Below are 11,289 nucleotides of genomic sequence, written 5' to 3'. Positions count from 1 at the left end.
AAGATGTCCTCGACGAGCCGTTCGGCCATCCTGGGGGCCTTCGGTCGCAGCAGCGTGATCAGGCGTCGGCGGCCCGCCTTGCGGATCGACTTCGGGGACCCGAATCGCTCCAACAACGTGAGCACGGCAGGGTGTTGGATGCGCGGGCCGAGGACGCGTTCGAGGTGCGGGTGGATCTGGGTGAGCAGGCCGCGAAGCCGGTTCGCGACCCGGGTGACCTCGCCGGCCAGGTCGTCGTCGAAGCCCACGATCATGTGGAGTTCGGCGACGGTCTCGTCCGTCAGCTCGATGGAGCGGAGCGTGTGGGGCATGGTGCGGGCGGCGTCCGCGATGATCGCCGCATCACGGGCGTCGGTCTTGCCCTCGCCCGGGTAGAGGTCTGCGATCCGCCGCATCGTGAGCCCCGGAAGGTAGGCGACGTCGCAGCCCGCGTCGCGGGCGACGGCCAGCGGCAGGGCGCCGATCGAGGCGGGCTGGTCGACCACCAGGAGCACGCGGCCGTACTTCTTGGTGAGCTTCTCCAGCATGGCCCGCATCTTGGGCTCGCTGTTCGGCAGCGGCTTGTCGATGACCTGCTTGCCGTCCGGCTTCAGGCCGGTGGCGTGGTGTTCGCCCTTGCCGACGTCCAGGCCGAGGAACACGGCCACGTCGCGGGTGTCGATCACGTACTTCCTCCGATGAGGGTCTTGCGTTCCCGGCCAAGGCACGGCACCGACATTCGGCAACCACGTTACGAAGAGCGTTGCCAGCGAACCGGCGCTCTTGCCCCTATTAGCGATCTACCGGCGCCTCCCGGCCCGGTGACACCACCCCCCGGGTCATGGTCGACAGGGGGACATAGTCATGCCGGGCCAGAAGGCCGGGAGCCCCAAGATCATCGGGGCCATCTAAAAGGTAACAGGGGGCCCCGTGATCGCCGGTCCGGAGCCGTCGGGCAAGCTGTGTCGTCCCATTGCGGTAGCGCCTCTCCTACTCGGGGCTCGATCGGCATTCGAGGGGGAGAGGGGGGAGCGCGCCATGCGGAGGGCGCGCTTCCCCGGCCTGTCGCGCGCGATCTTCGTACCTGCTGTCGAGACCCTAGCGGGGCGGTGGTGGCGAAGAGGCGGTAATGCGGAAGTGGAGGAAGCGTGCAGTCGGATACAAGTCCCGTGGCCGATGCGGATGTGCCGGGCCAAGGCTCCGGTACGGGGACGGACGGGGCGCCGTCCCGGAGCATCCTGCGGAGCGAAACGCTGATCGTGCTGGCGCTTTCGCTGGGTGCCAGTGCGCTGTCGGCGCTGATCAGCTTCCTCGGGTCGGTGACCAAGCCGGGCGGCCTCAAGCACCAGGCGGCGACGCTCAACGCCTCCCATGCGCCCGGCCGGCCGTGGCTGGATCTGGCCTGGCAGCTGTTCGGGATCGCGACGGCGCTGGTGCCCGTGGCGCTGGTGGCGCATCTGTTGCTGCGCGAGCGGGCCGGCGGGCTGCGGGCGGTCGGCTTCGACCGCCGGCGGCCCGGCTTCGACCTGAGCCGCGGGGTGGGGATCGCGGCCGTCATCGGTGGCAGCGGTCTGCTGCTGTACCTGGGCGCGCGGGCGGCCGGAGTCAATCTGACGGTGGTGCCCGAGGCCTTGCCCGAGGTGTGGTGGAAGATTCCGGTGCTGATCGCCTCCGCGGTGCAGAACGCCGTCCTGGAGGAGGTCGTGGTCGTCGGATATCTGCTGCGCAGACTGGGTCAGTTGGGCTGGTCGCCGATGGCGGCGCTCGCGGCCAGCTCGCTGCTGCGCGGTTCGTACCACCTCTACCAGGGCATCGGCGGCTTCTTCGGCAACATGGTGATGGGGGTGCTCTTCGTCCTGCTCTACCGGCGGTGGGGGCGGGTCGGGCCGCTGGTCGCCGCGCACGCCCTGATCGACATCGTGGCGTTCGTGGGCTACGCGGTGCTCGCGGGCCGGGTGGAGTGGCTGCCGACGAGGTGAGACGGGTGCGGCGCGGGGCACCGTCAGTGCCTCCGCGCCCCCGGGAACCGCGGTTGCGGGCCTCGGATCAGCCGGTGACCAGCAGCTCCCCGTCGATGACCGTGACCGCCGAGCCGGTCAGCAGCGTACGGTCGCCACGCAGCTCGGTCCGTACGTATCCGGTGCGGGCGGCGCCCTGCAGACCGACCAGTGCGGCGCGGCCCAGGCGCGCCGACCAGAACGGGGCGAGCGCGGTGTGCGCGCTGCCGGTGACCGGGTCCTCGTCGATGCCCACCGCGGGGAAGAAACAGCGCGAGACGAAGTCATGGCCGCCGGCGGGGTCGTCGGCGCGCGCGGTGGCGATCACGCCGCGCCCGCCGTGTCCGGCCAGCGCCTTGAGGTCGGGTGACAGCGCGCGGACGGCCTTCTCGTCGGGGAGTTCGACCAGCAGGTCCCCGACATCGGGACCGGTGTCGTGCGCGGAGCGGATCGCGCAGCCCAGCGCCTTCGCAACGACCGGCGGCACCTCGACGGGGGTGAGCGGGGCGGTCGGGAAGTCCATGGTGATCGCCCCGCCGGGGGCGGCAGTAGTGGTCAGCACCCCGCTGCGGGTGCGGAAGCGGACCGTACCGGTGGCCGTGCCGGTGGTGTGCAGGACGTGCGCGGTGGCCAGCGTGGCGTGCCCGCACATGTTCACCTCGGCGGCGGGGGTGAGCCAGCGCAGCGCCCAGTCCGCGTCGCCGCCCTCGGGCAGCGGGTGGGCAAAGGCGGTCTCGGAGAGATTGACCTCGGTGGCGACCTGCTGGAGCCAGGCCGTATCGGGGAAGGCGCCGGTGTCGAGGAGTACGACTCCCGCGGGGTTGCCGGTGAACGGACGCGCGCTGAAGGCGTCGACGATACGAATCCTCATGGCGGCGAGCGTAGAGGTGCCGCGAAGCCGCAGGCCAAGGCCAATTCGAGGGAACTGGCCGTGCCGGGCGGCGGGTCACCCACTCCTGAGCCCGTTCGCGATCACACCTCCGCCTGTTGCGCGATCCGCTTCTCGAACCAGTGGTGGGCGTACGGCTCGTCGTTGAAGGCGGCGACCTCGCTGAAGCCGCAGGAGTGGTACAGCGCGATCGCGTCCGTGAGCGCCCGGTTGGTGTCCAGGCGCACGACGTCATGGCCGTGCCGGGCGGCCCGTGCTTCCAGCTCGGCCAGGATCCGGCGGGCGACGCCGAGGCCCCGGACATGGGGTGCGACCCACATGCGTTTGATCTCGGCCGGGGCGCCGGGCGGCAGTTTGAGGCCGGCGCAGCCGACGGGCTCGCCGTGCAGCCGGGCGACCAGGAACAAGCCGTGCGGCGAGCCGAGTTCCCCGGCGTCGGGCAGCAGGCTTTGCGCGGGGTCGAAGCCGGTCTCGAAGCGCTCCTGAAGTTCGCCGGCGTAGCACCGCAGGCAGTGCTGGGCGTCGGGGTGGTCCGGGTCGAGGGCGTCCAGCGTGACCGTCGCGGCGGTCAGCAGCCGGTCGACCTCGGCCATGGCGGCCACCAGCCGGGTGCGCTGGGCGGTGTTCAGGGGCTCCAGCAGCGAGCCGGCCAGCTCGTCACTGCGGCCGTTGAGCACGGCGCGCTCCGTGCGGCCCGCGTCGGTGAGCCGGACGGTACGCACCCGCTTGTCCCGCGGTTGCGGTTCCACCGTCACCAGGCCGTCGGCCTCCAAGGAGCGCAGCATCCGGCTGACGTACCCCGAGTCGAGCCCGAGGCGCTCGCGCAGCCGCCGTACGTCCTGACCCTGCTCGCCGATTTCCCAGAGGAGTCGGGCCTCACCGATCGGCCGGTCGCGCCCCAGGTAGTGGTCGTGGAGCACGCCCACGCGTTCGGTGACGGTGCGGTTGAACCGCCGCACCTGGTTGATCTGTGTTGCATCCATTATCTGACTCTAGTCAGGTAATGGACCGCGGCGCCAGGGGTGCGGGGCGGACCGCGACGAGGCGCTGGTCACGGCGCCAGGGGGCGGCCCGGCAACTGGTTCCACTCAAAGGCTTGCTCGGCGAACAGTCTCGATATATCGTTGAAGCATCGCGACCGATCAAAGAAAGAAATGGAGGGCGCCCTCATGCGTTCCCAAGGACATGAACACGGACATGAGCACCGGCATGAACACTGCGGACCCGGCCGGCACGGCGGCCGGGGCGACTTCCCGGGTGGCTGGGAGCGGCGGCGCTCCGCTTTCGGCCCGTTCGGACCGCCTTTCGGGGGCCCGCCCTTCGGCGGCGGCCGGGGGCGCGGCGGACCGCGCGGCCGGGCGCGGCGCGGCGATGTGCGCGCCTCGATCCTGGCGCTGCTCAAGGACCGCCCGATGCACGGCTACGAAATGATCCAGGAGATCGCCGAGCGCAGCGGCGGGGCGTGGAAGCCCAGTCCCGGCTCGGTCTATCCGACGTTGCAGCTCCTGGAGGACGAGGGGCTGATCGCCAGTGCCAGTGAGGGCGGCAAGAAGCTGTTCTCGCTGACCGACACCGGGCGTACCGAGGCCGACAGCGGCTCGGACGCCCCCTGGGAGGACGCCGGCCGCGGCGTCGACTGGGAGGCGATGAACGAGATCCGCAAGGCGGGCGGCGGCCTGGTCGAGGCGTTCCGGCAGGTGTGGGCCACCGGCAGTCCCGAACAGCGGGAGAAGGCCATGGCGGTGGTCAACAAGGCGCGCAAGGAGCTGTATCTGATCCTCGCCGAAGAGGACTGAGTGCGGGGGGAAAGGCCTGGTGGACGGCCTTCGGGGGCGCGAAGGAGAAGGCGGCCCCGAAGGTTCAGGCCACCAGGGCGGCGAGCCCGCGCAGCGACTCGTGCAGCGCGGCGCCCGCCGAGTCCTTGAGCTTGCCGGCCATCAGGGAGACCGCGGCGCCGGTGAACGTCCCGTCGATCCGCACCGCCGTCGCCGGGCCGTCCGGGGTGAGTGCGTAGCGCATCGTGAGGGTGACGCCCATCGGGCCCTTGCCCTCGATGCCGAGCAGTCGCCCCGGCTCCAGCTCCCGCACGGTCCAGGTGACCTCCGCGGGGAAGCCCATCAGCTTCATGTGCTCCTCGTAGCCCGCGCCCACTTCGAGCGAGGGCGGGCCGCCTTTGGGGAAGGCGGTGTGCGTGGCGTTCCACTCGCCGTACGTCTCGAAGTCGGTGAGCCGGTCCCAGACCGTGTCGGCCGGCGCTTCGATGCGGGCCTGTGCGGTGACTTCGGCCATGCGCGCACCCCTTCGGTGACGGTCCCTGGCTGTTGCCGGGGAACGTAGCGGCGCGGAGGTGAAGGTTCAATACCGGCGCGATCCCTTTCTGATGGATCGTCAGTCGAACGAACGGGAAGGGGCCGGGGTGTCGGAAGGCCCCGTCCTTCGCGTCCAACCTTCACGATTCCTCCTCGCCTCCTCCGTGAGGATGAGCCGGGGACCGGTGTGCCCAACCAGCGTGGGAGGCGCAAATGCTTCCCGCCGGGGATGCTCCGGCGTGGTGCGGCTGGTGGGGTGGATGCTGTGCAAAACCGTACTGCGTCCAGCGCCGGTGACGGCTCCGCTCCGGAGGACCTCGGCGATCTGCTCACCGTAGAGCTCGCGTCGGTCGTCTCCGCTGCCCGCAGGAGGGCCTCCCGCGACGGCGACCGGCAGGTCGACACCGCACATCTGCTGCACGGCCTCCTGGAATCGGACCCCGCCGTGCGCGCGGCCTTCGACGGCGGACCGCAGGTCGCCCGGCTGCTCGGCTATCTCGTCCAGCGCAGCATCGGCTACGGACTCCGGTGGCTCGGCGCCGTCGAGGACTCCGGCGCGGTCCCCGTCGTCGTCGAGGGCGGCGTCCCCGGCTGGTCACCGGCCGCGGCCGCCGCCATGGACGGCGCACTGGACCGGGCGCATGCGCGCTATGCCACCCGCGCGGGCTGTCTGGATCTGCTCGCCGCCCTGGTGGACGATCCCGAATCCCGGGCCGTCGAGGTGCTGCGCCGCGCCGGTGTCGACACCGGCCGGCTGGCCGCCCGTCTGGACGGGGAGACCTCCGGCCAGGAATGACAGGGGCATCAGGGGTGGCGCTGCTGACGTCGGCTGGTCATGATGTCCCGATGCACGTGTCTTCGGGGAGCCCGGCAGGTCCATCGACCGGGCCGGGCCGGTCCACTCCAGCGGCCCGGGGGGCCGCGCAGCCGTCGTCCGCCCTCGGGGAGAGCCGCCGCAGCGGTGCGACCGGCGGGCGCGGCGCCGGCCTCGGCATCGCCCTGCTGTCCGCCCTGGCCTTCGGGGGGTCGGGCGTCGCCGCCAAACCCCTGATATCCGCGGGCCTGGAACCGTTGCAGGTCACCTGGCTGCGGGTGGCCGGCGCCGCGCTGGTCATGCTGCCGATCGCCTGGCGCCACCGCGAACTGCCGCGCCGCCGGCCCGCCCTGCTCGCGGGGTTCGGGCTGCTCGCCGTCGCCGGTGTCCAGGCCTGCTACTTCGCCGCGCTCTCCCGCATCCCCGTCGGTGTCGCCCTGCTCATCGAATATCTGGCCCCTGCGCTGGTGCTGGGCTGGGTCCGGTTCGTGCAGAAGCGGCCGGTGACCCGTGCCGCGGCGGTCGGGGTGGTGCTGGCCGTCGGCGGACTGGCGTGTGTGGTCGAGGTCTGGTCGGGGCTGAGCTTCGATGCCGTCGGCCTGGTCCTGGCCCTCGGCGCGGCCTGCTGCCAGGTCGGCTACTTCGTGCTCTCCGATCATGGCTCCGACGGCGACGACGCGGCGGACCCGCTCGGGGTGATCGCCTACGGCCTGCTGCTCGGCGCCGTCGTCCTCACCCCGATCGCCCGTCCCTGGGCCATGCACTGGCAACTGCTCGGCGGCGGTGCGGTCATGAACGGCACCCGGGTGCCCGCCGCCCTGCTGCTCGCCTGGATCGTGCTGGTCGCGACGGTGGCCGCCTACCTCACCGGGGTGGTGTCGATCCGCCGGCTCTCGCCCCAGGTGGCCGGGGTGGTCGCCTGTCTGGAGGCCGTCATCGCGACCGTCCTGGCCTGGTTCCTGCTCGGCGAGCATCTTTCCGCCCCGCAGCTCGTGGGCGGGCTGGTGGTGCTCACCGGCGCCTTCATCGCGCAGTCGGCCAAGCCGCAGACGACGGAGACGGTGCGGGTGGCCGGAGCCGGCGGGCTCGGGGAGGGCGAGGGCGGAGGTGCCCCGGATGGCGCCGTGTCCTCGGCGCTCCCGTACGCCGCGACCTCCGGGCACCGCTCCGGTGACGACTTGTCGGCCGGATCCCGGGCGACGTAGGGTATCGATCATGCATTCGACCGTGCTGCCCCCTCCCGCCGCGTAACGCGGGCGGCGGCCTCCGAGAAGCCTTCGGCTCGGGCTGGTTCCCGAGCCGATCGTCGCTGCCTGCACACGGGATCACGCGACCATTCCACGGCGCCTCGCGCCGTCCTGGACTTCCCGGAGCAGCACTTCCATGCAAGCCACTGTTTCCTCCGCCCTGCCCGTGGGCCGGGGGCTGTTGTACGTGACTCTCGCCGCGACCGCCTGGGGCACAGCGGGTGCGGCGGCCGCCCTCCTCTACCGGGGCAGCGGACTGGGCCCCGTCGCCCTCACCTTCTGGCGCACCTTCGGCGGACTGCTCCTTCTGCTCGCCGTCCGGGCGCTGCCGCGCCGCCGCTCCGGACCGGCCGCCGCGCCCGCTCCGTACGAGCCGCTGTGCCGGCGCCTGACCCGGGTGGTGGTGACCGGGGTCGCCCTCGCCGTCTTCCAGGCCGCCTACTTCGCCGCCGTCGAAACCACCGGGCTGGCCGTGGGCACCGTCGTCACCATGGGGGCGGGCCCCGTCCTCATCGCCATCGGGGCGCGCCTGACGATGGGGGAACGACTCGGGTCGGGCGGGGTCCTGGCGGTCGCCGGGGCGCTGGCCGGGCTCACGATCCTGGTCCTCGGCGGCGACGGCGGTGCGACCGTCCGTCCCGCCGGGGTCGGCTGGGCCCTGCTGTCGGCGGCCGGCTGCGCCGCGATGACGCTGGCCACCCGGCGGCTGGGCAGGGCCGGGGGCGGCGATCCCTACGCCTCGACGATCGGGGCCTTCGCGGTCGGCGCGCTGTGTCTGCTGCCGCTCGCGGCGGCGGAGGGGCTGTGGCCGCAGGCGCACGAACTGGGCCGCAGTCTCCTGCTGCTGGGCTATATCGCTGCCGTGCCGACGGCGCTGGCCTACGGGCTGTACTTCGCGGGGCTGGCGGCCGTCCGTGCCGCGACAGCGTCCGTGCTCTCGCTGATCGAGCCGGTGTCGGCGGCGGTCCTCGCGGTGGCGTTCCTGGGGGAGCGGCTCACGGTGGCGACCGTGACCGGAACGGGGGTGCTGCTGACGGCCGTTGCCGCCCTGGCGGTGACGGAGGCACGCGGAGCGGCGGCGGCCGCACGGTCGGCGGCGCCGGCGGCCGGCTGAGGAACGGGCTCGGCTGACGAACGGGGCTCAGCTGAGGGCGGGGCCTGGCAGGGGAGGGGGCTCGGCCGGCGGCGTCGGCCGGGCCCCGGGGCCGGGCCGATCCGTGGCGCCGCCGGCCGCGGGGCGCCGTTCAGGGCCTGGCTGACATCGGGGGCCCCGCCGCCGTCGCCAGGCGGCGCTGCTGATGGGCTCGGGCCGCCGCGTCCCCGGGGCCGTCCCGTTCGGCGAGCCGCGCCGAGACACGGTGCTGGACCGCCTGGCTCCGCTTGCCCCCGTACTTGAACTTGGCGCGGACGTCCCGCACTTCGAGGCGCAGGCCACGGATGCCGGACAGCAGTCGCCCGTACGGCGGCTCGCCCGCGGCCACCGGGGCCGAGCCGCCGGCCGGCTGGAAGTGGTGCGTCTGCCGTTGCAGCAGCGCCGCCTTCGCCGCCGGATCGTCCACGATGTGGGCCGTGCAGATCAGCTGGACCGCGGCGTAGAAGCTGGTGGGGACGCCGTGCTCGGGCGGCTGGTCCTCGTCCGCCTGCCAGGGGCCGGGGATGAAGGTGTAGTCGTCCACCACGCTCAGCACCACCGCGGGCCGGTGTTCCAGCGTGCTCCAGAGGGGGTTGGGGCGGGCCAGATGGGTGACGGCCTCGCGGCGGGCCGGGTCGTAGGCGAAGTGCAGCGGCTGGAGCAGCGGCGGTTCGCCGGGCGGTCCATTGGCGGCCAGCTGGCCGAAGTCGTGCGCCGCGAGCCACTGTTGCCACTCGGCGTCGTCCGTGGGGCGTCCCAGGGGTGGATCAGCACGGCGGCTCCTCAGCGGGCGGTCAGATAGGCCGGCTCGGGAGTGCCGGGCGCGAGGTCGTCGGAGGGTATGGGGGCGCCGTACACCGGGGTCACGGGGAGCACGCCGCTCCAGTACGGCAGGGTGAGATCCTCCGGCTCGTCGTCCGGGCCGCCGGCGCGGATCTTGGCGGAGACCTCGCGCAGGTCGAGGCGGATCACGGAGGTGGCGGCCAGTTCCTTGGCGTTCCCCGGCCGGGAGTCCGCGGCGCGCCCCGGCACCACGTGATCGACGAGCGCGTCCAGCGCGGAGGTCTTCTCGTCCGGGTCCGTGACCTGATGGGCGGTGCCGTGCACCACCACACAGCGGTAGTTGATCGAGTGGTGGAACGCGGACCGGGCCAGTACCAGCCCGTCGACATGCGTGACCGTGACACACACGTCAAGGCCCGGGTCCGGCGCCGCACCGGCCATCCGCAGGGGGCGGGACCCCGTCGAACCGTGCAGATAGAGGCGCTCGCCGACCCGGCCGTAGAGCGTCGGCAGGACGACCGGGGAACCGTCGCGGACGAAGCCCAGATGGCAGACGTAGCCCTCGTCGAGGATCGCGTGCACCGTCTCCTGGTCGTAGGTGGCGCGTTGGCGGGCGCGGGTGGGGGTCGTGCGCTCGGTCGGTTCGTACGACGCGGGTCGGGGCGACGTGGCTTGGGACGACGTGGTCGCGGAGGACGCGGCTTGGGACATTGCGGCTCCGGATGCTGCGGCCTGGGACATTGCCAACTCCATTGCACTAGTGCATAATCATGTTTGTGCTAGGAGAGTATCGGATCGAAGGGCGGCGCGCATCGGAGATTGCCGCAAGTGTCGAGCGAGCCGTCGGTGCGGGCGAGCTCCAGCCGGGCGAAGTCCTGCCCCCGCTGCGGGAGTTGGCGGTCTATCTGGAGGTGAATCCCAATACGGTCGCGGCTGCGTACCGCACGCTGCGCGACCGGGGAGTGATCGAAACCGCGGGCCGGCGCGGCAGTCGGGTGCGCCCTCGGCCCGCCAGTACCCCGCGCGAGGCCCTGCGGGTGGAGGCGCCGCCCGGTGTCCGGGACGCCTCCGACGGCAACCCCGATCCCTCCCTGCTGCCCCCGCTCGAACGGGCGCTGGCCGCGGCCGCGGCACACAGTGCGCGGCGCCCCGCGCTCTACGGCACGCCGGCCGTGGACGAAGAGCTGGCGGCGCTGGCCCGCGCGGCCTTCGCCGCCGACGGCGTGCCGGCGGGGCCGATCGCGGTCACCAGCGGCTCGCTGGACGCCATCGAGCGGGTGCTCGCCGCCCATCTGCGGCCCGGTGACACCGTGGCGGTGGAGGACCCCGGGTGGGGCAGCCTGCTGGATCTCATCCCGGCGCTCGGACTGCGCCCCGCGCCGGTCGGGGTGGACGACGAGGGCCCGCTGCCCGGGCAGTTGACGCGCGCCCTCCAGGACGGCGCCCGCGCGGTCGTCCTCACCGACCGGGCGCAGAACCCCACGGGCGCCGCCGTCAGCCGCGCCCGCGCCACCGAACTCCGCGCCCTCCTGGCCGGGCAACCCGAGGTCCTCCTCATCGAGGACGACCATGGCCATGGCATCGTCGACCTCCCGCTCCATCCGCTCTCGGGCGTCACCGACCACTGGGTTCTGGTCCGGTCGACGGCCAAGGCGTACGGCCCGGACCTCCGCCTGGCGGTGCTCACCGGGGACGCCCTGACCATCGACCGGGTGGCCGGCCGGCAACGCCTCGGCCCGGGCTGGATCAGCCATCTCCTCCAGGACACGGTCGCCCACCTGTGGCGGACGTCCGCGATCGATCCCGCAATGGTGGCCGGAGCGTACGGCCGGCGGCGAGATGCGCTGATAGACGCACTGGCCGAGCGCGGAGTCCACGCACGGGGCCGCAGCGGTATGAATGTCTGGGTACCGGTTCCGGACGAGACCGGCGCGGTGGCCCGGCTCCTGCACTCCGGCTGGGCGGTGGCTCCCGGCGCGCGCTTCCGCCTGCACTCCCCGCCCGGCATCCGCATCACCGTCTCCGGCCTCTCCGATGACGACATCGCTCCCGTGGCGGACGCCGTGGCCATGGCAACGGGGCGGGGGGAGGCGCGGCGGTACGAGTGATACGAGTGGGCGTCGTGGACGGGTGGACGGG

At 72.9% G+C, this 11,289-nt stretch carries 11 protein-coding genes and 1 pseudogene; 6 read left to right on the top strand and 6 right to left on the bottom strand.

The window, feature by feature from the left end; translation table 11 throughout:
* Positions 1-662 (bottom strand): IS110 family transposase (locus EST92_RS28030; RefSeq protein ID WP_254069064.1); only part of this gene is annotated, 662 nt, incomplete at its 3' end.
* Between the two features lie 486 nt (positions 663-1,148).
* Between EST92_RS28030 and EST92_RS28025 the strand changes: the two genes are divergently transcribed.
* The gene (locus tag EST92_RS28025; RefSeq protein ID WP_244942605.1) at positions 1,149-1,958 is read left to right on the top strand and encodes a CPBP family intramembrane glutamic endopeptidase; all 810 of its coding nucleotides are present in this window, start codon (positions 1,149-1,151) and stop codon (positions 1,956-1,958) included.
* Positions 1,959-2,025: 67 nt separating this feature from the next.
* On the opposite strand, the gene EST92_RS28020 is transcribed toward EST92_RS28025, so the two are convergent.
* Together EST92_RS28020 and EST92_RS28015 are read right to left on the bottom strand one after the other, a co-directional pair.
* Complete coding sequence (locus EST92_RS28020) at positions 2,026-2,847, bottom strand: PhzF family phenazine biosynthesis protein (protein WP_129283530.1); 822 nt, start codon at positions 2,845-2,847, stop codon at positions 2,026-2,028.
* Between the two features lie 101 nt (positions 2,848-2,948).
* Positions 2,949-3,848 (bottom strand): helix-turn-helix domain-containing GNAT family N-acetyltransferase, encoded by a 900-nt coding sequence (locus tag EST92_RS28015; protein ID WP_129283529.1) that lies wholly within the window; start codon positions 3,846-3,848, stop codon positions 2,949-2,951.
* A 186-nt stretch (positions 3,849-4,034) separates the two neighbouring features.
* Between EST92_RS28015 and EST92_RS28010 the strand changes: the two genes are divergently transcribed.
* A complete protein-coding gene (locus EST92_RS28010) occupies positions 4,035-4,661 on the top strand; it encodes a PadR family transcriptional regulator (protein WP_129249855.1) in 627 nt (208 codons plus the stop codon).
* Between the two features lie 64 nt (positions 4,662-4,725).
* Here EST92_RS28010 and EST92_RS28005 read toward each other — a convergent pair whose 3' ends face one another.
* Positions 4,726-5,154: an SRPBCC family protein gene (locus tag EST92_RS28005; RefSeq protein ID WP_129283528.1), complete on the bottom strand. Its 429-nt coding sequence runs from the start codon at positions 5,152-5,154 to the stop codon at positions 4,726-4,728.
* Between the two features lie 285 nt (positions 5,155-5,439).
* Here EST92_RS28005 and EST92_RS28000 point away from each other — a divergent pair, with 285 nt between their 5' ends.
* The 3 genes from EST92_RS28000 (at position 5,440) to EST92_RS27990 (ending at position 8,349) form a co-directional block, all read left to right on the top strand.
* Entirely contained in the window at positions 5,440-5,970 is a 531-nt protein-coding gene (locus EST92_RS28000; protein ID WP_129283527.1) for a Clp protease N-terminal domain-containing protein, read from the top strand.
* 50 nt (positions 5,971-6,020) lie between these two features.
* Positions 6,021-7,193 carry an EamA family transporter gene (locus tag EST92_RS27995; protein WP_254069062.1) on the top strand — a complete coding sequence of 391 codons (1,173 nt, stop codon included), beginning with the start codon at positions 6,021-6,023 and terminating at the stop codon, positions 7,191-7,193.
* Positions 7,194-7,371: 178 nt separating this feature from the next.
* Complete coding sequence (locus EST92_RS27990) at positions 7,372-8,349, top strand: EamA family transporter (protein WP_129283526.1); 978 nt, start codon at positions 7,372-7,374, stop codon at positions 8,347-8,349.
* A 130-nt stretch (positions 8,350-8,479) separates the two neighbouring features.
* Here EST92_RS27990 and EST92_RS27985 read toward each other — a convergent pair.
* Positions 8,480-9,141 (bottom strand): annotated as a pseudogene (locus tag EST92_RS27985) (FMN-binding negative transcriptional regulator).
* A gap of 9 nt (positions 9,142-9,150) precedes the next feature.
* On the bottom strand, positions 9,151-9,861 hold the full coding sequence (locus EST92_RS27980) for a pyridoxamine 5'-phosphate oxidase family protein (protein ID WP_129283525.1): 711 nt from the start codon (positions 9,859-9,861) through the stop codon (positions 9,151-9,153).
* A 65-nt stretch (positions 9,862-9,926) separates the two neighbouring features.
* Between EST92_RS27980 and EST92_RS27975 the strand changes: the two genes are divergently transcribed.
* Positions 9,927-11,258 (top strand): aminotransferase class I/II-fold pyridoxal phosphate-dependent enzyme, encoded by a 1,332-nt coding sequence (locus tag EST92_RS27975; RefSeq protein WP_129283524.1) that lies wholly within the window; start codon positions 9,927-9,929, stop codon positions 11,256-11,258.
* The last annotated feature ends 31 nt before the right edge of the window (positions 11,259-11,289 follow it).

The organism is Streptomyces sp. TM32, from assembly GCF_004122755.1.
Classification (GTDB): Bacteria; Actinomycetota; Actinomycetes; order Streptomycetales; family Streptomycetaceae; genus Streptomyces; species Streptomyces sioyaensis.
The sequence above is the reverse complement of the archived record's forward strand: the minus strand, read 5'-3'. Positions and strand labels throughout refer to the sequence as shown.